The sequence below is a fragment of the Nostoc sp. genome, assembly GCF_036917675.1.
In the GTDB taxonomy this organism is placed as follows: Bacteria; Cyanobacteriota; Cyanobacteriia; order Cyanobacteriales; family Nostocaceae; genus Nostoc.
This window is the reverse complement of record NZ_JBALCT010000051.1, coordinates 92,010-115,875: the sequence shown is the minus strand read 5'-3', so window position 1 is coordinate 115,875 and position 23,866 is coordinate 92,010. Positions and strand designations below refer to the sequence as shown.

Below are 23,866 nucleotides of genomic sequence, written 5' to 3'. Positions count from 1 at the left end.
GCCTTGTTCTGATTGTGTGCTGAAGTACTAGTTAGTTGTTTGCCTAGACGAAGAAAGTGACTTGTCATTAGATATCACCATAGTTATATAAGTTAACAAATATTGTTGTGTCATGACTAATGGATAGTGTAAATCCTCAAAAATCAATTATGAAAAATCTAAAAATTCAAAATATGACCATTCTTTAATGAATAGAATACAGCTAACTCAAGGTAATCAGAGAAAACTGTAAGCGGTGACTTCCGTCCCTGAGAAGTTCAAAAAGCCAGCATTGAGAAGTTAAAATTATAATTCTCCTGACTTGTCACCTCACCTTGCGAAAACTGATTGCAGACAATTGCCGATCGCCATATATTATTCTTACCCAAATCTCATTGACCAGATCAACTTTTTAGGATCATCAGTTTCATTATGCCCAGTTCCAAAATCTTAGCCCAATCTTTGGACTATTATGGAGTTTACCCCTGCCCAGTCTGTCGGATCGGTAAGATTTCTCATATGCCATTGATGGAAGCTATGGCTTGTGACTTTTGCCACGAGATTTTTACAGTCAACCTAGAATTAGAGCAAATCAAGATGCCTTCTAGGCAACCACCCTTAAGTTGGCGTTGGAATGGTTTTAGTTGGACAGAAGGCCAGTTGGAAGGTGTGGAATTAGGTTGGGGTTATGGACTAGCAGCAGCAGTTTTTATAATTCTTCCCACTACTCTAATTGGCATAGTAGCTTACTATTTTCCTGCTAATCTCAAGGAACCCATTACCTGGATGCCATATATTTGGACGATATTAACTTTTTTATCACATTTAGCAATTATTGTTTGGATTTTTATTGAAGTCTATCAAATTCCAGTTGGAGCATATTTGAGAGCGATCGCTCGATGGAGAAATGGGGAGATAGGAAGATAAGGCAGCAGTTCTTGAGCAGGAAAAGTGACAAAAGATCCAGCGAAAAGACGGCTCCATCACTGATAATTAAGTTGATTGTCCACCAAAATATCGTATGAGCGATCTGGAGCAGTACTATAGAGTTTTGGAATTAGAGCCTGGGGCAACACTTGAGGAAGTGAACCAGGCTTACAAAGATTTAGTTTTTGTTTGGCATCCCGATCGCATTCCCAAAGACAATCTCCGTTTACAGCAGAAAGCACAAGACAAGCTGAAAGCCATAAATGAAGCTCGTGAAAAATTGCGCTCTCTAAAAACCAAACATCAAACCACACTCAACTCACCGCCACCTCAAGAAGAAAAACCATCTCAAACAACCCAGCAATCAGCAAAGCCAAATTCAGACTTGAGTGGCAAAGACTATAGTCGGGCCAATTTGAGCAATAAAGACTTATCTGGCAGAAATCTGAGTTATGCCAATTTGAGTGGTGCTAATCTCAGCGATACTTTTATGCACAAAGTCAACCTCAGAGGGGCGAATTTATCTGAAGCAAATTTATTTCGGGCAAACCTACTTTTAGCGGATCTCAGGGAGGCGAATTTACGTGGTGCTAATTTGATTGGAGCGGATCTCAGTGGAACAGACTTGCGAGGAGCCGATTTGACAGGAGCGCGGATTCGCTCTGGCGATCGCCTTCTGGTTAAACTAATTGGTGCTAACTTAGCTGGGGCAATTATGCCTGATGGGGCAATTTTCCAATAACACAGAGTTAAACAGTGTTTGAGAAAGCAATATAACCCGATGTGCGACTTAATATTTCGCAAAATACTAAAACCTAGTCATAGTCAATATTCTGTCAATGAGTGTTTTGTCTTGATCTAAATCGCTCATCTTTAGAATGCTTGTGAAATAAGAGTTTTATCAAAAGGAGTCAGAAGTCAGAATTCAGGAGCGGAGCAAGGAAAGCTCCGCCGAGGCGTCAGAATACCCCATGTCTGAAGTCAGGGGTTTCAAGCTCTTTAATTCTTTTTTTCTCCTGCACGACTGAAGTCGCTTGCTCGCTTACCATGATTCACCCAGTTTTTCATTCAGAATTCAATTCTGAATTCTGACTCCTTAATTCTGAATTCTGCTGTAGCAGTTTTCGTTTGGATACAACAGATGATAGAGGCAGAGCATTGCTTATGGGCTTATACTTCTATAGTGAGATTCAAAACCTCAAACCAAAAATTGATTGATGCTAGTTCAAAAACTTCAAGACTGTCCAGAATTCATCGCCGGAGATAGCACCATCCTGCGAGAACTGCTACATCCAGATAAGCAACCTCTGTCATTGCGCTATAGTTTGGCTCATGCAACACTGCCAGCAGGAAAAACCTCTCAACCCCACTCGCTCGCTACCTCAGAAGTCTATTATATTCTCACTGGCACGGGAGAAATACACATTGATGATCAAACCCAGATAGTTCAGCCGGGAGACGCTGTGTATATTCCTCCTAATACGCGTCAATTTATTTCTAACTCTGGCATCGAACCTCTGGTATTTATTTGTATTGTTGATCCAGCATGGCGTAAAGAAGATCAAACAGTTTATTAAAAACCACTTACAGTCATAGTCTCAAAGTAAGCGAAAAAAACTCAGCATTTTTCAACGATTACTCACTTTCAGGCGTCAATTTTGTTTAACCAAGTAACCAAGTCATCTGAGTCAAGTGCTATCTCGCTTCCTAATGTTTTGATATAAAGAAGTCCGTCGCTAATAATTAAATCTCTAATTGGATACCATGATTCTCGTTTTCTAATCAAAAGTTCCAAGGGAATTCCTAGTCTCGAAGCATACTTGCGATATTTCCACCAAGCTCGCCATAGAAGTACAGATTTAGTACAGTGCATCTCATAGCCTTTGGGAATTTCGCAGTATTGATACTGATAGAAACCCCGACTATCTACTTCTCCTTTGAGAAGATAACTAGATTGTGCTAATGCCTCATTTATCAATTCCCACTGGGATGATTTTGGAGAAATCAAGAATTCAGATAGGGTGTTAGATAGTTGGGCGGTGGCAATTATACCTTCAGATTTCGCTGTTAGTTGGTTGATACCATACACTGTTTGCGCTGTCAAAGAATGATTTGACAACAAAATTTCTTTTTTCTGGATAGAGTTTTGCACAAACTCTCGAATTAAATCTAGATTAGACAGCATAAAAATTATTTATACTATATTAAGCAGTGTAATAGAAGCTACAATCCTACTTAAATTATCAGAATGCTCCGATTATCCTAGCTTTATTTATCGAAAAGTTGGGTTTAAAACCCCGTGCTTCACGCAATGCTTTATATTTACCAGCATTGGATTTGCCACGAATATGTTAAGATACTAATTAGTACCGATGGACAGTCGGGAATCCAAAACGCCTATGCAGACGGTTTGCTCTTGTACTGAGATATCTCAGCAAAGCCGGAGACGCTCCGCCTCCGGTCTAGGTCAAAGTAGAAATCCCGTAAGGGAGTAACTAAAAAATCTTTGAAGTGATTCTTAGAATCTCCGTACCTTCACGTCGGAGTCATGTCACAGTTGAGTTCTGTATAGTCATCCAGAAAAGGTTGAAATACCGGAACTAATTCTGGACGACTGACAACAAGGGTGGGAAAAGAGCGATCGCTATAATCTTCTCCTGATGATAACGGAAACGGTTCTGACTTGAGCGATCGCCAAACACCGCCAGCTGCTTGGACAATTACCCAAGCCCCCGCTAAGTCCCAAACTTTTGGTGTCGCCTCAATACCACCGAGAGTAGCCCCAGTGGCAACCATCAAAAAGTTATAGCTAGCCACACCCAACATCCGAATTTTGCAGGGAAAGCCGTTTTGGATGACTGCGGTGCTACGGGAACAGAGGTTAAAAAAGTGATTGTTGCTGGGATTATCTACACTGGTGTGGATGGGGTGGTGATTGAGAAATGCTCCTGTTGGCGGTGTTAATCCAGATGAACCTGCCCAGAAACCATGAAAAGCTTGATTCAATATTGGTGCGTAAACATAACCAAATATGGGTGTACCTTTATACAATAAACCCAGAGATATTGTCCAGATGGGAATGCCGCGTGTGAAGTTGGTTGTACCGTCCAGAGGATCAATTACCCAGCACCACTCAGTACCGGGAAATGACTGTTCGCTTTCTTCGCTCAAAATGCCGTAACCAGAGAAACTAGAAGCGATGGCATCCCGAATTTCCTGATCTGCCCATTTATCTGCTTGCGTCACCAAACTACCATCAGCTTTTTGCAAAGCCTGTACTTGCCCAAAATCTTGTATTAGCTGCTTGCCGACTCTGGTAGTGGTAGCTTGGGCAAAATCAAGAATTGTTGTCCAAAAATCATTCATTGGTTAATTCTCGCGCAAAGGCTTTTCTGAGCCAAGATTAGGTAGATTCGGGTTGAGTTAAGTTTCTAGTTTAATCTAAATCGCTTTCTAAAACCGAAGCGATCGCAAGCTTGGTATTTGTTTGAAAATCCGCTACATTCACCCGGTTGAGAAACCAAATTGACACGATCATTCCCACAGCTTCTAAAGCAAATACCAGTCCATAAGCTAAAACTAAATTGGGTAATAGCTTACGACCTACATCCAATAAAGTACCACCTAAAACCACTGCCACGCCTCTAGAGACAGACTGCGCTAACCCCCAAGCCCCAATAAATGTACCTGCGGCTTCTGCGGCGGTGAGATCCAACATTAAGCTAACTGCTGCTGTAGTTAAGACACCAGTGGCTAAACCGAAGAAAATTAAACTTAGCTTCAGGAAAGCTGGATTAGCTGTGAAGCCTGATATCGCAAGTAATGCTGTACAAAATGCCACTAATATGCATCCTAGTCTTGCAGTTCTTTGCTTACCTAAACGTGGCACAATCAAAAAACCACTCACACCATAGGCAATCAATATACCTATTCCATAAAAAACGTTCAGTTTAGTACTTTCAGCCAAAGGCATTTTAAATACCTGACCCGCGTAAGGTTCCAAAATTGGGTCTTGCATAAACAAGCAGAGAGTCATCACCAGTAAAAAGGTGAAAAATATACCTGTTTGCGGACTAGCTGTCAAGATTTCCCAAGCCTTGCCCAGAGTTATGCTGTCTTCCCGGTTTACCAGTGTGGAACGGCTTAAATATTGAGAGTACTTTTTTTCTACACCCAATGTCGCGGCGATCGCCAAACCAAATACAATTGCTGGAACGATGATAAACAGCCTATTGATCGCCGCCTCCAAGGTTGCTGTTGTTGCTTCTGGTGTTAATTGTTTCAGCAAACTTGCACTAATAATCGCCCCAATAATAATCCCCACCATCAGCATCGACCAAACCACACCGACTACTTTGGAACGGTTATCTTCTTCAGATATATCCACCAACAAAGCAGCAAAGGCAGTGCCGCTAGCAGAAATTCCTAGACCGTATATAGCGAATATCAGCGATAGAAGCGCTGTCCAGCCGATTGTTTGGGTTGTCCATGCCCAACCACCTGCACTACTTGCGGCATTATTAAGCTGCCACATTACTTGTACAGCTAAAAAGGCTGCGATCGCAAATATTGCCGCTCCCACCCAAACATAAGCTGTGCGGTGGTATCCCCATAACGGCTTGGCATCCGAAATCTGGCCGAACCACACACGGGAAGGAGCAACAAATAAGGGCAGTGCTAGAACTACTGATACCAGCGTCGCCGGAATTGCTATTTCTTGAATCATGACTCTGTTGAGTACACCCAGAGTCAAAATGGACATCATGCTCAACCCCATTTGAAATAAACCCAGGCGAAACATGGTCAGCAGGTTTACTTTTGGCACAGATAGGGATTTTGCTTTGGTATCAAATACTTCACCGCTTGCCATAGCTACTTTTTCGTATAGTTTGTCGGATTTAATATCTCTCTTTAAATAAAGATAAACCCTACCCGCTCCAAATCAGTGAACCAAAAGTGGAAGTTGCGTTAGCGTAGCTCACCGTACCCCTTCTCTTAAGCAAGCTACGCGTAGCGTCTCGTAGAGAAGATATCGCAATTTGGCAATTGGCACGGTCAACACCTCGATGAGCATTGCTAAACAAAAAGTTTTTCTCTGAAGATCGAACACCAACAATTTTGTGCGTATTTCTATGACAAATTTTAGATTTCAGATTGGGGTTTTCATTGTTCAATCCCAAATCCAGCATTCAACATCCAACATAGATTAACTTCTCATCCAAGGCAGTAGAGTGAATGTACCTCGCTCATACATAATGAATAGACCCAAGCCAATTAACACAAAAGGTACGGCAGCTTGACCGTAGCGACTTAAAATATAAGCAATGGTAGGTTGGCGACTTAAAAAATAAGCGATCGCACACCAAACCCCTACCATGACAAAAAATATACTTAAAATTACTCCCAAGCTGGTAAGATCATGACCAGCGAATAACGGAATATATATACTAATATTGTCACCACCATTAGCGATCGTTACTGCTGCAACTTTATAGATTTGGGGGTGCAAAACACTCAAAATAAAAGATAATACGGGGTTAGTAGGTGTGGACTGACTAAAATCATTGCTGACTGTCTGAACTGTTGTCGTTTCTTCTTTTCTATATATTAATTGTTGAAGACCAATTACTATTGGTAGCAGTCCTAGCAATCCTATCCATTCTCGCTGCACGACCAATCCACCAAAAAATCCTGGTAAGCTAGCGATGATAATGACTGCAAAACCCAGATATTGACCGAGTAAGATATGCCGGGGGCGAAAATTAACATTTACCTGTGAAAAAAATATTAACAACATTATGATGTCATCTATGTTAGTGGCTATGAAGGCAATTATCCCTTCACTGAAGGCTGTCCCTAACTTATTCATGCTGGATTTTTAGAACCTACGATTTATCACCATACCAAATTAACTAATTCGTAATTCGTAATTATTGGATTTAAGTCCCCCCTCAAAATTATATTTCTTGGTGGTCTAGAAGAAAGTTGGGGTCGAAATTACTAACTAATTCAATTACGAATTATTTTAACCTTCTGGTATCACTAAACTTTAAAATGACAAAGTAATTACTTAAACAATAAACCAAGTTTTAGTGATAAAAATATCCAGGAACTTTTCTTGTATAAAATAAAATATGAACGAGTTACTTACTGCAATTACTACAGGGGCAATTGCATTCATTGCCACCAATATTGATGATATTGTCATTCTATTGTTGTTTTTTTCTCAAATAAATGCTAACTTTCGCCCCCGGCATATAGTTGCTGGTCAGTTTCTAGGTTTTACGATTCTATTAATCCTTAGTCTTACTGGTTTATTCGGTGGATTAGTTTTATCAAAAAGCTGGATTGGATTACTTGGTTTACTCCCAATGTCCATAGGTATCAGTAGCTTAGTGAATCGGGAAGAAGATTCATCAAAAGAAGTTATAACTACAACAGAAGAAACTGAAGCATCAACAATTACTAGTTTTTTTTCTCCCCAAGCTTATAGTGTGGCAGCCGTTACAATTGCCAATGGTAGCGATAATATTAGTGTCTACGTGCCTTTATTTGCTAGCAGCAACTTAGAGACTTTTTTGGTAATTCTCGGAATATTTTATCTCTTGTTAGGAGTTTGGTGCTACGCTGCATACAAATTAACTAACAACAGAGTCATAGCTGATATATTGACTCGCTACGTTAATAATATTGTGCCTTTTGTTCTGATCGGATTAGGCGCTTTTATTATATTAAAAAGTGAAGCTTTGAGCTTAATCAAGCTAGCTGCTAGTTGCTTCTGTTTGATGGTTTTGGTGAAAAATAATGAAAGTGCCGATGAAATTGGCGAAAATTCTAGTAAATAACAAAGCCAATTTGAGATTTTGATTGCCTACCTTTAACAAGGGGATTTTGCCCCTTGTTTCAAACATCCTTTAATATCATGTCCGCCAAATTACCCATAATAAAAGAACCCCTCCCCGCTCTTCGGGAGGCGAGACAAAGTGTAGCTTTGCCGGGGTGGGGTTCTTGGGGTTTTATAAGTAATCAAGCGGACATGATATAAGAGGATGAATCAACAAGTCGTAAAGTATACTAGAAACCCCGCTTGCATTCCTCTCCCCCACTCCTGAGAGGCTTTGAAACCCCCCAACGCTGGTAGGGAAGAGGGGGGCTAGGGGGGCTAGGGGGGTTAGGTTCTTAATGCTTTGATGTTACCAAAAATACTTGTTCATTCATCCTCTAAGGGACTGCCAATTAAAAAATATCCAACCATATAGTCATAGGGTACGTTACGGCGTTAAGCCTAACGCACCGCCTAACAGATAATAGTGCGTTACGCTGTCGCGTTAACACACCCTACGCGATAATTTATTTTTTGTCAGTCCCTAAAATCTCAAATTGCTATGCGGAATCAAACTTTACTCAACCACTCATTCTCCTCTGGGTCTTTGAACAGTGAGGTGCTGAGGTAGCGTTCGCCGAAGCTAGGCTGGATCATGACGATTAGGCGACCGGCATTTTCTGGCCGTTGTGCCACTTGAATAGCCGCGTATAAAGCAGCGCCAGTAGAAATCCCCGATAGTAATCCTTCTTCTTTTGCTAGGCGACGGCTGTAAGCGATCGCCTCCTCATCTGCTACCTGAATCACTTCATCTACCAGTTCTGGACGGTAAATTGCTGGGACAAATCCCGCGCCAATACCCTGAATTTTGTGAGGTCCTGATTTACCACCTGTTAATACCGGGCTGTTGCTTGGTTCAACTGCGATCGCTTGAAAACTCGGCTTCCGCCCTTTAATAACTTCTGCAACTCCGGTAATCGTCCCACCAGTACCGACTCCCGCCACGAGAATATCCACCTGTCCATCGGTATCATCCCAAATTTCTTCTGCTGTGGTTTCGGCGTGAACTTTCGGGTTAGCAAGGTTGCGGAACTGCTGCAACATATAAGCATTGGGCGTTTGAGCTAAAATCTGCTCTGCACGACCGATCGCTCCTCGCATCCCTTCTACCCCTGGCGTTAACTCTACTTGAGCGCCATAAGCTTTGAGCATTAATCGTCTTTCCTGGCTCATTGTGTCAGGCATCGTTAGAATAAGATGATAACCCTTAGCCGCCGCCACCATCGCCAGGGCAATTCCTGTGTTCCCAGAAGTCGGCTCTACTAAAACAGTTTTTCCGGGGTGAATCAAGCCTGCTTCTTCGGCCGCTTCTACCATACTCGCACCAATCCGGTCTTTTACAGAAGATGCTGGGTTCATGCTTTCTAGCTTCACCACAATCTGAGCAACCGCTCCCGAAGCTTGGGGAATCTTGTTTAATTGAACTAAAGGAGTTCGTCCGATTAACTCTGTGATATCTTTCGCTATCCGCATATCAGTACTCCTTGGTGACTAAATATAATACATCGGGCTTTGCTGTGCGCGAGTTTCCCTTTCCTGGCACAAGTCTTGGAGCGTATAGCGACCCAAAACTTCAATTGAGGCAGCGTTAGCTTGATCCCAAACTTCATAAACCAGAGTCTTTTCCAAAGTGCAAGAGTCAGAAGTATCTTTCTCTTTCCGCTCGCCTTCGACCAAAGTGACAATTTCAAGTATTGTAATCTGCCAAGGTTCACGAACTAAAACGAAACCTCCTTTAGAGCCGCGTTGACTTTGCACTACACCAGCACGCCGGAGGTTGGTCAAAATTTGTTCCAGGTAGCGCTCAGGTATAGGTTGCTTGGCGGTAATCTCGCTCATGGTCAGGGGAACTTTTTTTCCATAGTGGCTTGCCAGTTCTAAGAGTGCTAGCAGCGCGTATTCCACTTTGGAAGACAGATCCAAAAGAGCGTAATTTTGGCTATTCAAGACTGTAATCAACATACTACGGTGAATTGGGGTATTGATCGCGGTTTATGAGAAATTAATTTTTCTCAAAGTGTTGGATGTGATAGCATCCCATTTACTACCCACAAAAACACTATATCCTATCGATTTACCGTAGATTATTATCTTACACAATTCCCATGAATGACTTAATGTTTTTGTGGAAATTATCCTGAGCTTCTGTTTTCAGAGCCTTACGTACCAACAAAAATCCTAACAGAGTATGCTACTAACTGATTTGCGAACCATTTTTGAGCGTGACCCAGCAGCCCGTAACTGGCTAGAAGTATTGTTCTGTTACCCTGGACTTCATGCCCTAGTGTTTCATCGATTGGCACACTGGCTGCATAAAATGGGGATTCCCTTTATACCTCGATTTATCTCTCATATTAGTCGGTTTTTAACCGGAATTGAAATCCATCCTGGGGCATTAATTGGTCAGGGAGTATTTATTGACCACGGGATGGGAGTAGTGATTGGTGAGACAGCGATCGTGGGGGACTATGCCCTAATTTATCAAGGCGTCACCCTTGGCGGGACGGGGAAAGAAAGCGGCAAACGCCATCCTACTTTAGGCTCTCATGTAGTTGTGGGAACGGGTGCGAAGGTTTTAGGAAATATTCAAATTGGCGATCGCGTCCGTATTGGAGCCGGTTCTGTGGTGCTGCGAGATGTACCCAGTAACACCACTGTAGTCGGGATTCCAGGGCGCGTGACTCGTCAGAACAACTCGGTTACAAATGTTCTGGATCATGATAAAGTACGCGACGTAGAAGCTGAAGTAATCCGCGCTTTATTTGAACGCGTCAAGGCTCTAGAGAAACAGTTCGAGCAGTTGGAAGATCAATCAAGTTTGTCCCCAACTGAGCTTGGCGACGAACCAACCGACAAACCTAAGAGCGAAAATTCTGATGGGATGATTGAAGATTTTCTTGATGGTGCGGGAATTTAGAGAATGGGGCATGGGGGAAATAATAACTCTTAACTCCTGTACAGACGCGATTAATCGCGTCTCTCCTAACTCCTGTACAGACGCGATTAATCGCGTCTCTCCTAACTCCCCTCTTTAAAATACCCATAGGTTCTTAGAACCTGATATAAATATAATACTACGGTTAATTTATCGGAGAATAGTCTTATATAGTATGGTGTCTTTGTACACAAGCTTATCTAGCTCAACTAGTAATAATACTAAGCATATTTTTGCCCGTAGGTCATTTTTGCCAGAGCATAAAAATGGACTTTGGAAGATTGAAACGGGTTTTGTTAGGACTTTTACCTATCTGGAAGATGGTACAACCGTCGCTCTGGGATTGTGGGGTCCTGGAGATGTCGTTGGCAAGGCTTTGTCAAAATTAGAACCTTATCAGATGGAATGCCTAACTAAAGTGGAAGCGACAGTTTTACCTTTAGAGGAGTGGACTCAACTAACAGAAATTCTACTTGCCCATATCCAACAGTCTCAAGAATTGATGATCATTCGTAGTCATAAAAAAGTCGATACTATGCTCATCAAGCTATTGGCATGGTTATCCAAAAAATTTGGTTCGGAAGTTGAGAAGGGACGTTTAATAGATATGCGTTTGACTCATGAAGACCTGGCGGAAATGCTCGGTTCAACTCGTGTCACTATCACTCGTGTTCTTGGGCAGTTTGAGCAAGAAGGCTTGATTAATCGTCTCTCCCTGCATCGAATTGTGTTGCGAGAAGAAGAAATTTGGTGCTACGAAATTTAGATTATTTCAGCAAAAGGAGCGATCGCTGTCACGTCGCTTTTCTACGAGACGCTGCAAGTAGCTTGCTTAGAGAAGGGGTACGCTCCAAATTCAAAATTCACAATCGTTTTGATTCTGAATTTTAGCTTCTGTATTATTCTTCAAAAATTATTTGGCTAGCGATCGCTATAAACACTAGACAAATCCAGCCAAATCGGTAAGCCCAGTTTTTCTAAATAACTCAGGTTAGAGTAGAGTTGCTTTGTTCTTTTGAGTGAGAAAGAAAAAGTCTGCTATCTAAAATTAGAGTTGAGAGCGAAAAGTGGATTTATGAAAGAAGATATTATCAAGATCACTGGTTTTCACGCTCATGTTTACTTCGATACCGCAAGTCGGGATGTAGCTGCGCGTGTACGTGAAGGATTGGGTGCTAGGTTTGACCTGCAACTCGGACGCTGGTTTGACAAGCCCATCGGGCCTCACCCACAAGGGATGTATCAAGTTGCTTTCTTACCAAATCAGTTTGATAAAGTCGTTCCTTGGTTAATGCTCAATCGTGAGGGATTGGATATTCTTGTCCACCCTGAGACAGGCGATGCTGTGGCAGATCACGCAGTTCATTCCCTATGGTTAGGAAAAAAGCTAGATTTGAATATTGAGTTTCTTCGACAGTTTAGCTCGACTTTATCCAATTAAAGCAAGTAGCTCACTTTATGAAGTTCTTTACTTAAACCCTTTAATTCCAGATAACTATTTTAGGACTTACGCAAAATATCTTTCAAACTCTGATTTCTCTGTGTCCTCTGCGCCTCTGTGGTTCGTTATTCCGTAACTTGTGCGTAAGTCCTATATTTATTAATGTGAGCTTTGCTAATAGAAATCAGGAATTACTTTCACACAAAGGTTATGCTGTTGGTCAGCATTCTCATAAAAAGAAACTTTTCCATGAAAAATACCTCTGTGAAGGAAACAAGTGCAGGCATTTCCCGATTTGGCAACCCTAATTTCAGAGTCACAAAGAAACAAATTTTATTTAGTACCCTCATCCTATGCCTTGGTTTACTGGGACTGAGTGGTTTCTGGTTTAAATCCAGATATAAATTTGATAATCAGATGAGTATAAAACTACAAGAATTATCTAATGTTGATTATCCAGCAAATCCCGCGCCTTTAGGCAAAAATTTTCAAAGATATTCTAATCGGAAATTAACAATTATTAAGAGAGATAATACACATTTCGATTTTGTGCTTGAGCCAACAGACAAACAAACAGCACGAATAGTTATAAAAAATGTTGATTTAGAGCTATTAGTTCCTAAAGCACCCGAATGGGTTAAAAAAGATCAAGGTTTAGAAATAATCGCTTTGACAGACCGCGAGTGGAACAGACAACAGGTTAGTTTTCCTGCTAATTCAAAAAATATAGAAATTGTTGGAGGAGACGGTTTTGAAAAGCAAAACCTTGTAGAGGTCGCTTTGGCTAATAATTGCTTAAATGCAGGATATTGGGAGATTTTACTTTTCACTAAAGAGGATGGTAATAAATCCCTTTATTATCAAAGTTGGTTTACCTTCCCGATGGGACATTACAAAAATATTTTTGAAAATATTAATAAAATTTCTTATTGGCAGCATTGGTGGAGATTAGAACACTGGCAAGATCCAAGTGGCACAATAGTAAAGACTAGTCTTCTGAGAAACGTAATTGATGAAAAAGAAGTTGCTGCTCAGTTTCCCCTTGATGAAAAGATAATTGTATCGGGAGAGCAAAGTCGAAAAGTTAGAACTACGCTAGCGACCAATATTACAAAATGGAGAGATTTTTACGACGCTAACAATGAAGTTAAATTTGCAAGTTTTCGATCACCAGGATTTTACGATCAAAATAAGCCTTGGGGAAATCAATACTGGAGAATAGGCAAATTTGACAAAGCCATTTTAAGAAACATTAAACCGATTGGTATTGAACAAAATTTGCAGGAAATTGAGTTAGTATTCACAGATACTAAAACTAGTGAACAAAATAGATTATTCATTAGTGGGATTAATCTGAAAACGCTTCCTCAATTGCCTGTAGAAGAGTATCCTAAAGGCTTATATATGCCGATGGGAATTGGGATACCTCCTTTTTATCAAAGCTACGATGAATTAACGAAAAATCATCCAGATGTCAGCCCCTACTTTAGTTTTTTACTAGATTCACAGGAGCGTTGGATAGATCATCACCACTTAGCAGTTGATGGTTCAGTGATGCACCTTGATAAAGATAACCCAAATCTCTTGCATATTTACTTGCTATCCTACGAAAGGAATACTTTAATAGCTCATTTTTTGATCAACTTAAAATAGATACAGCAGATTGCAACTTGGTGAGGTAGAGATTATTGTAAGGGCACAACATTGTTCATAGGTGTCAACTTAAGCTCAAACCCCTTTAAAACAAAACCTCGTTTCCAGCCTGTGGCTGGAAATGCTACTCGTTGCGGCTCTGCCGCAAGTCTTGAGGCGGAGCCTCACATAGGCATTCCCAGTCTCCGACTGGGAACGAGATACAGCAGATTTCAAGTTGGGTGTTGTACACAAGCTAAGTCTCAAAGCCAGACATCAAGCCTGTTTTGCTTCTGAATTCTGACTCCTTAATTCTGAATTCTGCTGTAAAGCTTGTTCTAGGGAGGTTTTTACGTTAAGTTGACACCAATAAACATTATTGTGCCCCTACCTGTGTACCTAGTTTACTTGAAAAACGCTGTATATAGCGGTTCCCAGGTGCATGAGCTACAGCTTAACCTCATTCTTATTAGGAAACGCTATATCACTTCTTTTATTTGTCTAGTAAGAGAAGGAGAATCTTCACATATCGAATTTAAGTAACTGGTTGATTTTAATATTTACTCAACAAGTACTTGCTTGAGTAAAGCCATCCACATATCAGATGGATCGGAGTAGTAATCAATTTCTTCAACTTGATATTGATAAGATTCACTGCCTTTTAGTAAAATAATGCGATCGCCGGGTTTGATGCCTTTCCCGATTCCAGTCATGTAGCCGCTCGTTCCTTCATTGAGACGCTCAAATACATAGTCACTTCCCCAAACTTGTTGGCTGTAATCGTGTATTTTATAGTTCTTTTTTAATTCGGTTGCTGGAGAGTTAACCAGAACTATTTTCTTTAAAAAACTAAAGCTCAAATTCATACCTGTTCTGATTGAAAATAAGGTACTTAACAACAATTTAAAAATCGAACTAATAAGTGAAAGTTCTGGTTTTTAAAACATAATTATGAGATATTAATGTTGAACTTATACTAAATTTTGTCTTCTGTGAAATAAACTATTGATGTTATTAATAATGCTATATGCATCAGGTAAAAATTCCCTGTTACTAATACTATTAATTACTTGATTACCTTCAATCTTGAGTATCTGATACCACACCAGAGGTGATAAGCTGTTCCACATTTAACTTGCATAATTAGGGCGGCAAGATGACCACCCCACAAGCAATACGGTTCAGTTAAGATCCCCCCGCCTGCGGCGATCCCCTAAAAAAGGGGGTAAAAGAGGTTTAGAAGCCCCCCTTTTTAAGGGGAGCGACTGGCGTGGGTTGGGGGGATCTTCGAGGAATAAATACGTTAACCGAACCGTATTGACCCCACAAGAGTTGTGTTTAATTCGGTTATCCAAATTAGATGTTTTTCAGCTTAATAGCTTTACTATTCACTTAAATTTACAGTACTATTAAGCACAGCTTCAACTGTAAAACCACCGAATTATTGAATAATATTTGGTCAGATAGGAGTATTTTTTAAAATAAATAGGAGCTATTCCCTACTTCTGGTTTTTAGAGCTACATCTACGTGCTCTAGCAATACTTCTAGGGTGGAGGAGTTATCTAAAATGACATCTGCATGAGCCACTTTTTCTTCGATAGATAATTGGCTGTTGATCCTAGCTCGTGCTTGTTCTCTATTTAAATGGTTTCGTTGTATCAACCTTTGTAGCTGTTGCTCTTGGGAACAACGCACTACCCAGATTTCTGTAACCAAATCAGTCATTCCGGCTTCAAATAATAGAGGCACTACTAACACCAGTATTTGTGAAGAGGATTGGGCAATTGCTTTGAGGAAGCGATCGCGCACATCAGGATGAATTAAATTCTCTATCCAGTTGCGTTCATCTTGACGATTAAAGATAATTTCGCCTAGTTTTTGGCGATTGAGGCTACCATCTGGGAGTAAAATTTGTTCGCCGTAACGTTGAGCGATCGCACCCAGAATAGGCGAACCTAAAGATACTGCCTCTCTAGCATAAATATCTGCATCCAAAATCGCTAGGTTATAAGCGCTAGCTAAATAATTGGTGACAGTGGTTTTGCCTGTAGCAATACCTCCGGTTAAGCCGATTATGCGTTTAGTCATTTGTCATTTTTCATTTGTTATTTTTCATTTGTTATTTTTCATTTGTTATTTGTCATTTGTTATTAATTATTCTCCTCCATCCTTCTGTCCCTTTGCCCCTCATCTAAGAATTGCTTGCCCATGTTATCAGTGCTTGGGTTAAACCATCTAAAGTATATTCTTCAGCTTCTATATCCACACGTCCGAATAAAACATGACAAGTTTTGGAGGTTTGGGGACCGATAGAGGCAATACAAACTCCTTCTAAGAATTGGCTAACATCAGAGTTGCTGGGAAATATGTTGTTAGTAAGTTGACAGAAAAATTGTACAGTTTTAGAACTGGCAAAGGTAATCACATCTACCTTGCGGTTTTGGAGAGCTAACTCTGCCACAGGTGGAATAGCACTAGGACAACAAGATTGATATGCGGCAACTTCTATCACCTTTGCTCCCTTGGCAGTTAATTCCTTAACCAAAACTTCTCTTCCGCCGCTTTCAACTCTGGGAAATAAAATCTTTTTACCATCCAGTTGATCTGGGAAATTTTCCACTAAAGAATCGGCAACAAAGTTAGGGGGAATAAAATCTGGTTGGAGAGAGTGTTGTTTGAGACTATAGGCTGTTTTCTCGCCAACAACGGCAATTTTGACACTTGCTAGGGCACGGGTATCTTTACCTTGGGCGATTAGCCTTTCAAAAAAGTAGTCTATACCATTGGTAGAAGTGAGAATTAACCAGTCGAAGTCAGATAAATGAGCGATCGCATTATCTAATGCTTCCCAGTTGGAGGGCGGGCCGATTTCTAAAGTAGGCATTTCGATGACTGTTGCACCTGATGCGATCAGGCGATCGCTAAATTGGCTCGATTGTCCCACTGAACGTGTCACCAGGATTGTTTTGCCAGTCAGGGGAAGAGGTGATGAGGGGAAGTTACTTAACATAAGTTGGGGTGTGGGAATACTCTCGTTCGTAGGTTCCGCCTGGGAATGCGTGATAATTTCGTCTAAATCGTCTAAATATATATTCTCAGGTTGTAAGTACTTGCGTAGCCCAACAACTTCGCCAATCACAATTACCGATGGAGAAAGGGATAATTCGGTGGTTTGTTCCAGAATATTACCCAGTTGCGCTGTCCAAATTTGTTGATCAGGAGTTCCTGCCCAACGGATGATGGCAATGGGTGTTAAGTGCGATCGCCCGTGCCCCACCAGTTGATGTACAATCTCTGGCAGATGTCGCCCTCCCATCAAAATTACCAGTGTCTCTAAGCGTGACAGTGCCTCCCAGTCTAAAACCTCTGGTTCATGAGCTGTAAGCACTGCAAAAGTGCGACTCAACACCGGATCTGTGAGGGGAATTCCTGCTAACAAAGGTGCTGCAAGGGCTGAGGAAATTCCTGGTACTAGTTCAAAATCACAACCAGATGCTTTCAACGCTTCAATTTCGGAAGCGCAACGCCCAAAAATTAACGGATCGCCTGATTTGAGCCGTACAACTTGTTTTCCTTGATGGCAATGCTTTACCAGTAACTTGTTAATCTGTGCTTGCGTTGTACTGGGTTTACCACCGCGTTTCCCGACATCCAACTTCAAGCAATCAGGTGGTACGCACTGCAATAATTGAGCATCTACCAGGGCATCGTAGACTAACACCTGAGCAGCAGCTAAGAGATTGTAAGCTTTTACTGTTAGGTATGCCACATCTCCAGGTCCAGCACCCACGAGGTAGACTTTGCCCCTTTTTTGAATCATGGCCATTTGTCATTTATCAATAGTTCTGCTTCCCCCAATGCCCCTCATCAGTGCTGAGTTTTGAGTGCTGAGTGCTGAGTGGGGAATCTCACTTCTTTACTTGGAACTCGGAAAAGAGGAACTCGGAACTGTTTTGCCCAATGCCCCATACCCTTTATTCAATTTGTTTGCGGATTAATTTTTTGGATTAACTGATCAACTTGCTCAACCATCTCCTTGTTTTGGGCAGCTTGGAATAACTCTCTAGCTTTTTTGAGATTAACGATCGCTTCTTGTGGCTGTTGTTGTCTTCCCAAAGTGATTCCCAAATTATAGTAAGTGAATGCATCATTTGGTACAAGGCTAATGGCTTTTTTGTAATGTGCGATCGCCTCTTGTGGTTTACCTTGATCGTCCATCGCATTTCCCAAACCTGCGTAAGCTTGTGCATGTTTGGGATCAAGGCGAATCGCTTCGTTATAGTCGGCGATTGCTTCTGCTAGCTTGCCTTGAGCGTAAAAAGCGCTTGCTAAATTATAGTGAGCATCTGCATCGTTGGGAACGAAGCTAATGGCTTTTTTGTACTGGGCGATCGCTTCTTCTAGTTTGCCTTGAGCGTAAAAAGCATTTCCCAAAGCATTATAACCTGCGGGATTTTTCGGTTCGAGGCGAATGGCTATTGTATATTCCGCGATTGCTTCTGCTGGCTTTCGTTGAGCGTACAAGGCGTTACCTAAGTAATAGTGAGCATCTGCATAGTTGGGATCAAAGCTAATGGATTTTTTGTACTGGATAAGAGCTTCTGCTACCTTACCTTGATCGTACAGAGCATTTCCCAGATGCAGGTAAGTCTGTGCATAATTGGGTTTCAGGCGAATCGCTGTTCTATATTCGGTGACTGCTTCTGTTAGCTTGCCTTGAGCGTACAGAACATTTCCTAAGTTATAGTGAGCGTCTGCATAGTTAGGTTCAAGGCTGAGAGCTTGCTTATATTGGGCAATCGCCGCTTCTAACTGATTCAGTCTTGTGAAAGTCAAACCCAAATTAAAGTATGCTTCAGAGTCTTTAGGATCGAGGCTAATGGCTTTTTTGTAAAGTGCGATCGCTTCTTGTGGTTTGCCTTGATCGTCGAGAGTATTTGCCAAAGCAATATAAGCTTGTGCAAAGTTCGGTTGCAATTCAATTGCTTTCCTAAAAGCCGCCTCTGCTCCTTTTAAATTTCCTTGTTTGTAGAGATTGGTTCCTTGCTTAAAATGAGCAGCTGCGTTTTTCTTCTGAGGAACTGCGGGCTGTGCGGAGTCATCAACTTTTGATAAAAAAACGCCAACATCTTTACCAAAAGCAGTACTAGCATTGCTCAAACACAAGCAGATAATAGCTGCTACCAGTAGATTCTTATTTTTCAGCATTTTTATTACCTTATCTGCTTGGTTTACGTGTAATATCGAGTTCGGCTAATTGCCATCATGAAAGGGAACTCTTAACTGGGAAAACTAAATCTCCCACAATTGGACTCGCTTTCTCTCGTTCCCATGCAAAGCTAGAAATGGCTGATTAGAGGCTCTGCCTCCAGTCACACATTGAGTCAGCAGCCCACATGAATGCATTCCCATACGGAGACATAGGAAGGAGCAAAAAAAACACCCCAGCCCCTAATAACAAGCTCTTAGGGGAGTAAAAGCGTAGCTTTGCCAGGGTTATAGCAGGAATTATAAGTGATTAACCTAACTTGATACAAGTGTAATCTCATCTAAGGGGATTTAGACAGAAGAGGGGAGCAAAAAAGGGTATAATGCTTTCTCAGACTAGCTTTCACGTCAAAGTAACCTCCAATTAAAGAGACAATTCCCGCCGCCATGCCCCCATGCTTTGAAAAATGGTGTAAGAGGTTTGATGATGTTTGTCGTCATAGGTGTGAGTGACATGGGTGTAAATGAAGATATTAGAGAAGAACCCGTATCTAGAGTGTGATTTTTGAGACAATAGCTTAACTCAACGAGCAGTATCGATTGCAGAGTGTTTGTCTGTAAAAGATGGTGAGCCATTATCAAAAGTATTTAAAAGTGCCAGCGATCTCAAACGCGGTTACGAATTTTTCTTTTTACCCAAAACAACATTTTCTAAGTTGACTCAACCCTCTTTTAAACAAACAGCACTCCAAATAAATGGCATACCAGTTGTGCTAGCGGTAGGGGATACGAGAAATTATTGATAGCGTTCCAGTTGAATCCATTGAACTATAGCAATACTAAATGAGTTGTAAAAATGGAATTAACAAACCTGAGTTCGGTGTCATTTATAGAAGATTATTGACATCATCTTACGCGATCCTAATATTGCTATAAAATTTACTGTGTCTAATTTTCAGGCTTTTTTTACATAGAACTCAGGTTACTCTGTATTAAGTATCGCCAATTTGTCAATATGTGAGTAATATTATCGACATAATACTTTCTAAGAGTATAAGAATATATTCTTATTTATAAGGAGTTGTGTTAAATATGATTCCCCCTCGTGTGTTTCTTAAGTACCGTAAAGTAGATGTTCAGCTTGCAAAACTGAAGTTTTTGGAATCAGCAAGGCTTTTATTTTTTCGTTTTTCAGTATTATCACTTACCGTAGGTATGGGAGCGGCAAGTATGGCGTTCCTGGGTACTAGCCTGGGTAGCGCGTTAGCGCAGCTCGCCGTTGGCAAAAACTCTCGTAGAGAAGGCATCGCTCAGATTCCATTGACAGCAAATTCAACACCTCTGGGTGAGAAAAGAAATTCTCAGGTTAATGTGCTGTTTGTTAACCCAAGTGTTGGTGATGACAAAGCAGGCAATGGCAGCGAATCCGCTCCTGTGAAAACGATTACTCAAGCGTTGCGATTAGCTAACGCCAATACTGTAATCATGCTCTGTACGGGTACTTATAGCGCCGAGACGGGCGAGATATTCCCCTTAATGCTGAAACCGGATATTTCAATTCAAGGCAACCCTAGCAATCAAGGTAAGGATATTATCATTCAGGGAGGTGGTGATTACCTGAGCCGGAGCTTTGCCGGTCAAAATGTCACAATTGTTGGAGCAAATCAAGCCTTGCTCACTGGGGTGACGGTGACGAACTCCAACCCCCGTGGTTACGGTTTATGGATTGAATCTAGCAATCTGGTAGTCGCGGAAAATACATTTACTGGCAGTACCCAAGATGGGATTTCTGTCAGTGGTAACGCTGCACCCACCATTAGCAAGAATTACTTCGATCGCAATGGAGCCAATGGCATCACAATTGCCGGTAACTCCCATCCTCAAGTCAAAGAAAATGTCTTTCACCAAACGGGTTTTGGCATCAATATTGCCCAAGATGCCGCTCCTGTAATCATCGGCAATCAAATTCAGAACAATAGAACCGGAATTGTAGTGCAAGCAAATGCTCGTCCGATTTTGCGGAATAATTCTATTCAAAATAATAAAGAAGATGGTTTAGTTGCGATCGCTCAAGCAATGCCAGATTTGGGTAGTGCATCCGAACCTGGGGGTAATCAATTTCAAAATAACGGCCGCTACGACATTAACGCCAGCGCTGCTAAACAGATGATTTCTGCTGCTGGTAATAACCTTGTGAGCGATCGCATCACTGGTAAGGTAGATATCAACGGTACAACAGCACTAGCAGCCCCAACTTCTCAACCCGCCCCTATCCCCAACAATGTGTTACCAAAAATACCACCAACTGGGGAAATCACCTTCTCGGCTCCCGAAGTCTCTAAAACTACCAACGGGCAAACCAGCAATAGCATTTCAGCAAATAATCCTGTTCCTGGACAATTAAACAGTCAGCTGCTGCCATTATTCCCAGCTAATATGCCACTTTCCGTACCCATATCCAATCAACAGCAAGCCACCTCTAAAGTTGTCGGTTTTCCTACTCCTAGTAGCTTATCAGCTAGACAACTACCAACTGACACTTCAAGAGTTGCAACTTCCAGTCCCGCAGAGCCACCTAATCCGCCACAGTTGAATTATGTGCGGATCAATCCCAATACAATTGAGTTTACGGCTCCTGAGTATCCATCCAATTCAGTTGCACAGCCACCAGCCCCAAGTATCAGGGAGCAAACACAGCAGCCATTACCAATACTAGAAGCTGCTTCCCCAAATGCTGAAGCACTTTTACCACTTCCTGATCAAAATATCCCCATTGATAATACTCGCAATATGCCAACAAGTTCTGCAACTATGCCTGATGGCGGGAACTCTGCGACACAGATCCGTGTACGTTATCGCGTGGTAGTTACACTCTTGACTGATAAAGATAAAGATTTAGTGCGATCGCTTGCTCCTGGTGCGTTTCCCACAGTTTGGCAAGGTGAAAGAGTTATGCAAGCAGGAGTATTTAGCAGTGAGTATAACGCTAAAGAAATGCTCAAAACACTCTCTAAAAATGGTTTAAGAGCCATTATGGAGCCGTTGAATTGACTAGGGAATTGGGCATTGGGAATGGGGTATGGGGCAAAAGATATGGAATTAGCGAGAAAAGCACTTCAAAATGAATATTGATCCACTTGAGAGAGCGATCGCTTTCCTAATGTGGGGAGGCATCGCTCTTTTTGTCAAGGGGATGATCGTATTTTGGGAAGTAGGTCAAAAGGCGATCGCGGGTCAGAATGAAATCAATCGACTTGAGAGAGCGATGCACCTCAGAATGAAATCAATCGACTTGAGAGAGCGATGCACCTCAAAATGAAATCAATCGACTTGAGAGAGCGATCGCTTTTCTAATGTGGAGGAGGCAATCGCGGTTTCATCAAAGGAGCGATCGCACACCTTTATATCTACGCTGATTTGGCGACTTGCGTCTGGATACAGCAGGCTCAGTTTTTTCTGTTTTACCAACTTTCGGTGATTGGGGAGCGGCTAAGGTATCCAGGGCAGACAAATGACGAAACTCGACGCAACAAAAGTTAGCGTTACCGCTAGGGCTGCCAGATTTTTCTTGTTTTACCAACATTCGGTTATTTGTTGGGATTTAAGTTCTATCTTGATCAATAAGCATCACTGTAACTACTGTTACAATGATGCTTACTATGAAACGTAATTATAAAGGTTTCAGTCGGTAAATTTGAGATCCCCTTAATTGGGATAATTGTTTTGAGTTAGAGATAATTCACTCTTGAAAAGTATGCTTCAATGTAGCATAAATCAGATGAATCTATTACGCTGCCATGAATGAGGCGCCCTCTACTACTCATTGCTAGCTTACCGCGCTGCTTACAGCACCCTTAAGGGCTGCAATTCCCTGTTCAATGCTAGCCCAGATACCCATGTCAGGTTCCTTACCGGCTATCTCTCGCGTTCCAACGAAGTAAAGAACGCCTTTAAGAATCTCTTGGTGAGCGCGATTTTCAAAATTAACTCGGTTGAGCGGTTCCATCACATCTTGAAGGTCATCATTCAAGGACTGGGCAACCTTGTGTAGAACCAGGCCGGTCATTGTCTGTTGATGCTTTAGCAACTCAAGCTGTAAGTACTTGTCATACAGAGTTAGCTCGGAGCCGCTCATCATTTGGCTTACCTTCTGGGCATGTTGTTGAGTAATGTCACGAGGTTCTGCTGCGTTGCCGTATCTAGAAATAGCTGCTTCGATGATGCCGAGATTTTCGCGATCACTCTTAATCATTCCTTCGAGCCGCTCGCAAATCGTATTGTCGTCCGTCTGTGCTATTAACTTTTGCTCAGTTTCCAACAGAACATTCTGAAAAAGCTTTAGATCAGCAAGCTTAGTCGCTATATTTGTCACATCGGTCATTATTATTAACTCCAGACTACAGGTTTTATCGGTTATCACAAGCAAACTCACTTTTTCCATCTTCTCGTGAGGTTTAAGTAAGTCCGTCCCTCTTCAGAAAGATTTATATCAAGTTCGTCATAGCAGGCTATCAACGCTAAATGGCACGAAGAAAAGCGGAAATCCCTACCAGATGGAGATTACAGCTTTTCATGAATGAGTAGTGAATGAATAGTCAGGCGATAGCCCTTGGTGGGCACTCCGTGCCATCGCGCATCCCCATACCTACGTTGAAGAGGAGACTTGCGCCTGGAAACAGCAGGTTCACTTTTTTCCGTTTTCCCAACAATGAGTCATAAGTTGGTATTTGAGTTCTGACTGGATTAATTCGTAACTATGTACTAAAAAATATCTAGTGAGTTTTTTTCACGCAATCAAATAGGACTCCTATATTGCTTTTCTAATGTAGAAGAGGCAATCGCGGTTTCATCAAAGGAGTG

22 protein-coding genes and 1 pseudogene are annotated in these 23,866 nt (G+C 41.6%); 11 read left to right on the top strand and 12 right to left on the bottom strand.

Translation table 11 applies throughout. The features are described 5' to 3' along the window. Positions 1-411 precede the first annotated feature (411 nt). The 3 genes from V7K31_RS18540 (at position 412) to V7K31_RS18530 (ending at position 2,483) form a co-directional block, all read left to right on the top strand. On the top strand, positions 412-906 hold the full coding sequence (locus V7K31_RS18540; protein WP_335095920.1) for a hypothetical protein: 495 nt from the start codon (positions 412-414) through the stop codon (positions 904-906). Positions 907-1,000: 94 nt separating this feature from the next. Continuing rightward, positions 1,001-1,648, top strand: a complete 648-nt coding sequence (locus V7K31_RS18535) for a pentapeptide repeat-containing protein (RefSeq protein ID WP_335095917.1) — start codon at positions 1,001-1,003, stop codon at positions 1,646-1,648. Between the two features lie 475 nt (positions 1,649-2,123). Further along, entirely contained in the window at positions 2,124-2,483 is a 360-nt protein-coding gene (locus V7K31_RS18530) for a cupin domain-containing protein (protein ID WP_335095915.1), read from the top strand. 68 nt (positions 2,484-2,551) lie between these two features. Here V7K31_RS18530 and V7K31_RS18525 read toward each other — a convergent pair whose 3' ends face one another. The 4 genes from V7K31_RS18525 to V7K31_RS18510 all read right to left on the bottom strand — a co-directional run bounded on the left by V7K31_RS18525 (position 2,552) and on the right by V7K31_RS18510 (position 6,775). Further along, positions 2,552-3,091 carry a hypothetical protein gene (locus tag V7K31_RS18525; protein ID WP_335095913.1) on the bottom strand — a complete coding sequence of 180 codons (540 nt, stop codon included), beginning with the start codon at positions 3,089-3,091 and terminating at the stop codon, positions 2,552-2,554. Positions 3,092-3,441: 350 nt separating this feature from the next. After that, entirely contained in the window at positions 3,442-4,272 is an 831-nt protein-coding gene (locus V7K31_RS18520; RefSeq protein WP_335095911.1) for an inositol monophosphatase family protein, read from the bottom strand. 70 nt (positions 4,273-4,342) lie between these two features. Continuing rightward, positions 4,343-5,776, bottom strand: a complete 1,434-nt coding sequence (locus V7K31_RS18515) for a BCD family MFS transporter (protein ID WP_335095910.1) — start codon at positions 5,774-5,776, stop codon at positions 4,343-4,345. Positions 5,777-6,112: 336 nt separating this feature from the next. After that, a complete protein-coding gene (locus V7K31_RS18510; RefSeq protein WP_335095907.1) occupies positions 6,113-6,775 on the bottom strand; it encodes a cadmium resistance transporter in 663 nt (220 codons plus the stop codon). 265 nt (positions 6,776-7,040) lie between these two features. Here V7K31_RS18510 and V7K31_RS18505 point away from each other — a divergent pair, with 265 nt between their 5' ends. After that, on the top strand, positions 7,041-7,751 hold the full coding sequence (locus V7K31_RS18505) for a cadmium resistance transporter (protein ID WP_335095905.1): 711 nt from the start codon (positions 7,041-7,043) through the stop codon (positions 7,749-7,751). A 548-nt stretch (positions 7,752-8,299) separates the two neighbouring features. On the opposite strand, the gene cysK is transcribed toward V7K31_RS18505, so the two are convergent. Together cysK and V7K31_RS18495 are read right to left on the bottom strand one after the other, a co-directional pair. Continuing rightward, positions 8,300-9,262, bottom strand: a complete 963-nt coding sequence (gene cysK, locus V7K31_RS18500) for a cysteine synthase A (protein ID WP_335095903.1) — start codon at positions 9,260-9,262, stop codon at positions 8,300-8,302. Between the two features lie 18 nt (positions 9,263-9,280). Then, positions 9,281-9,751 carry an RrF2 family transcriptional regulator gene (locus V7K31_RS18495; RefSeq protein WP_335095900.1) on the bottom strand — a complete coding sequence of 157 codons (471 nt, stop codon included), beginning with the start codon at positions 9,749-9,751 and terminating at the stop codon, positions 9,281-9,283. 226 nt (positions 9,752-9,977) lie between these two features. Here V7K31_RS18495 and cysE point away from each other — a divergent pair, with 226 nt between their 5' ends. From cysE to V7K31_RS18475, 4 genes are all read left to right on the top strand, one after another. Then, complete coding sequence (cysE, locus tag V7K31_RS18490; RefSeq protein ID WP_335095898.1) at positions 9,978-10,706, top strand: serine O-acetyltransferase; 729 nt, start codon at positions 9,978-9,980, stop codon at positions 10,704-10,706. Between the two features lie 193 nt (positions 10,707-10,899). Then, positions 10,900-11,490: a Crp/Fnr family transcriptional regulator gene (locus tag V7K31_RS18485; protein ID WP_335095896.1), complete on the top strand. Its 591-nt coding sequence runs from the start codon at positions 10,900-10,902 to the stop codon at positions 11,488-11,490. Between the two features lie 309 nt (positions 11,491-11,799). Continuing rightward, entirely contained in the window at positions 11,800-12,165 is a 366-nt protein-coding gene (locus V7K31_RS18480; protein ID WP_335095893.1) for a DOPA 4,5-dioxygenase family protein, read from the top strand. 249 nt (positions 12,166-12,414) lie between these two features. Beyond that, on the top strand, positions 12,415-13,818 hold the full coding sequence (locus V7K31_RS18475; RefSeq protein ID WP_335095890.1) for a hypothetical protein: 1,404 nt from the start codon (positions 12,415-12,417) through the stop codon (positions 13,816-13,818). Between the two features lie 539 nt (positions 13,819-14,357). On the opposite strand, the gene V7K31_RS18470 is transcribed toward V7K31_RS18475, so the two are convergent. The 4 genes from V7K31_RS18470 to V7K31_RS18455 all read right to left on the bottom strand — a co-directional run bounded on the left by V7K31_RS18470 (position 14,358) and on the right by V7K31_RS18455 (position 19,006). Next, positions 14,358-14,663 carry a hypothetical protein gene (locus V7K31_RS18470; protein ID WP_335095889.1) on the bottom strand — a complete coding sequence of 102 codons (306 nt, stop codon included), beginning with the start codon at positions 14,661-14,663 and terminating at the stop codon, positions 14,358-14,360. Positions 14,664-15,289: 626 nt separating this feature from the next. Next, positions 15,290-15,886 carry a dephospho-CoA kinase gene (gene coaE, locus V7K31_RS18465; RefSeq protein ID WP_335095886.1) on the bottom strand — a complete coding sequence of 199 codons (597 nt, stop codon included), beginning with the start codon at positions 15,884-15,886 and terminating at the stop codon, positions 15,290-15,292. A gap of 103 nt (positions 15,887-15,989) precedes the next feature. Further along, on the bottom strand, positions 15,990-17,618 hold the full coding sequence (gene cobA / locus V7K31_RS18460; protein ID WP_335095885.1) for a uroporphyrinogen-III C-methyltransferase: 1,629 nt from the start codon (positions 17,616-17,618) through the stop codon (positions 15,990-15,992). Between the two features lie 158 nt (positions 17,619-17,776). Beyond that, positions 17,777-19,006 (bottom strand): tetratricopeptide repeat protein, encoded by a 1,230-nt coding sequence (locus V7K31_RS18455; RefSeq protein ID WP_335095883.1) that lies wholly within the window; start codon positions 19,004-19,006, stop codon positions 17,777-17,779. Between the two features lie 587 nt (positions 19,007-19,593). Between V7K31_RS18455 and V7K31_RS18450 the strand changes: the two are divergent. From V7K31_RS18450 to V7K31_RS18440, 3 genes and pseudogenes are all read left to right on the top strand, one after another. Next, positions 19,594-19,809 (top strand): annotated as a pseudogene (locus V7K31_RS18450) (IS4/Tn5 family transposase DNA-binding protein); the annotation flags it as partial. Between the two features lie 289 nt (positions 19,810-20,098). Then, positions 20,099-22,057 carry a DUF1565 domain-containing protein gene (locus V7K31_RS18445; RefSeq protein ID WP_335095879.1) on the top strand — a complete coding sequence of 653 codons (1,959 nt, stop codon included), beginning with the start codon at positions 20,099-20,101 and terminating at the stop codon, positions 22,055-22,057. Between the two features lie 70 nt (positions 22,058-22,127). Next, the gene (locus tag V7K31_RS18440; RefSeq protein WP_335095877.1) at positions 22,128-22,325 is read left to right on the top strand and encodes a hypothetical protein; all 198 of its coding nucleotides are present in this window, start codon (positions 22,128-22,130) and stop codon (positions 22,323-22,325) included. A 60-nt stretch (positions 22,326-22,385) separates the two neighbouring features. On the opposite strand, the gene V7K31_RS18435 is transcribed toward V7K31_RS18440, so the two are convergent. Both V7K31_RS18435 and V7K31_RS18430 read right to left on the bottom strand, forming a co-directional pair. Next, entirely contained in the window at positions 22,386-22,589 is a 204-nt protein-coding gene (locus V7K31_RS18435; RefSeq protein ID WP_335095876.1) for a hypothetical protein, read from the bottom strand. 243 nt (positions 22,590-22,832) lie between these two features. Next, positions 22,833-23,387, bottom strand: a complete 555-nt coding sequence (locus V7K31_RS18430; protein ID WP_335095874.1) for a hemerythrin HHE cation-binding protein — start codon at positions 23,385-23,387, stop codon at positions 22,833-22,835. Positions 23,388-23,866 lie beyond the last annotated feature (479 nt).

Excerpts from the sequence above, each read along its gene's own strand:
- V7K31_RS18440 (WP_335095877.1), top strand. The coding sequence starts at position 22,128 with ATGAATATTGATCCACTTGAGAGAGCGATCGCTTTCCTAATGTGGGGA.
- cysE (WP_335095898.1), top strand. The coding sequence starts at position 9,978 with ATGCTACTAACTGATTTGCGAACCATTTTTGAGCGTGACCCAGCAGCC.
- V7K31_RS18455 (WP_335095883.1), bottom strand. The coding sequence starts at position 19,006 with ATGCTGAAAAATAAGAATCTACTGGTAGCAGCTATTATCTGCTTGTGT.
- V7K31_RS18480 (WP_335095893.1), top strand. The coding sequence starts at position 11,800 with ATGAAAGAAGATATTATCAAGATCACTGGTTTTCACGCTCATGTTTAC.
- V7K31_RS18505 (WP_335095905.1), top strand. The coding sequence starts at position 7,041 with ATGAACGAGTTACTTACTGCAATTACTACAGGGGCAATTGCATTCATT.
- V7K31_RS18520 (WP_335095911.1), bottom strand. The coding sequence starts at position 4,272 with ATGAATGATTTTTGGACAACAATTCTTGATTTTGCCCAAGCTACCACT.
- V7K31_RS18435 (WP_335095876.1), bottom strand. The coding sequence starts at position 22,589 with ATGTTGGTAAAACAAGAAAAATCTGGCAGCCCTAGCGGTAACGCTAAC.
- V7K31_RS18485 (WP_335095896.1), top strand. The coding sequence starts at position 10,900 with ATGGTGTCTTTGTACACAAGCTTATCTAGCTCAACTAGTAATAATACT.
- V7K31_RS18430 (WP_335095874.1), bottom strand. The coding sequence starts at position 23,387 with ATGACCGATGTGACAAATATAGCGACTAAGCTTGCTGATCTAAAGCTT.
- coaE (WP_335095886.1), bottom strand. The coding sequence starts at position 15,886 with ATGACTAAACGCATAATCGGCTTAACCGGAGGTATTGCTACAGGCAAA.
- cobA (WP_335095885.1), bottom strand. The coding sequence starts at position 17,618 with ATGATTCAAAAAAGGGGCAAAGTCTACCTCGTGGGTGCTGGACCTGGA.
- V7K31_RS18525 (WP_335095913.1), bottom strand. The coding sequence starts at position 3,091 with ATGCTGTCTAATCTAGATTTAATTCGAGAGTTTGTGCAAAACTCTATC.
- V7K31_RS18540 (WP_335095920.1), top strand. The coding sequence starts at position 412 with ATGCCCAGTTCCAAAATCTTAGCCCAATCTTTGGACTATTATGGAGTT.
- V7K31_RS18470 (WP_335095889.1), bottom strand. The coding sequence starts at position 14,663 with ATGAATTTGAGCTTTAGTTTTTTAAAGAAAATAGTTCTGGTTAACTCT.
- V7K31_RS18535 (WP_335095917.1), top strand. The coding sequence starts at position 1,001 with ATGAGCGATCTGGAGCAGTACTATAGAGTTTTGGAATTAGAGCCTGGG.
- V7K31_RS18510 (WP_335095907.1), bottom strand. The coding sequence starts at position 6,775 with ATGAATAAGTTAGGGACAGCCTTCAGTGAAGGGATAATTGCCTTCATA.
- V7K31_RS18445 (WP_335095879.1), top strand. The coding sequence starts at position 20,099 with ATGATTCCCCCTCGTGTGTTTCTTAAGTACCGTAAAGTAGATGTTCAG.
- V7K31_RS18475 (WP_335095890.1), top strand. The coding sequence starts at position 12,415 with ATGAAAAATACCTCTGTGAAGGAAACAAGTGCAGGCATTTCCCGATTT.
- V7K31_RS18530 (WP_335095915.1), top strand. The coding sequence starts at position 2,124 with ATGCTAGTTCAAAAACTTCAAGACTGTCCAGAATTCATCGCCGGAGAT.
- V7K31_RS18495 (WP_335095900.1), bottom strand. The coding sequence starts at position 9,751 with ATGTTGATTACAGTCTTGAATAGCCAAAATTACGCTCTTTTGGATCTG.
- V7K31_RS18515 (WP_335095910.1), bottom strand. The coding sequence starts at position 5,776 with ATGGCAAGCGGTGAAGTATTTGATACCAAAGCAAAATCCCTATCTGTG.
- cysK (WP_335095903.1), bottom strand. The coding sequence starts at position 9,262 with ATGCGGATAGCGAAAGATATCACAGAGTTAATCGGACGAACTCCTTTA.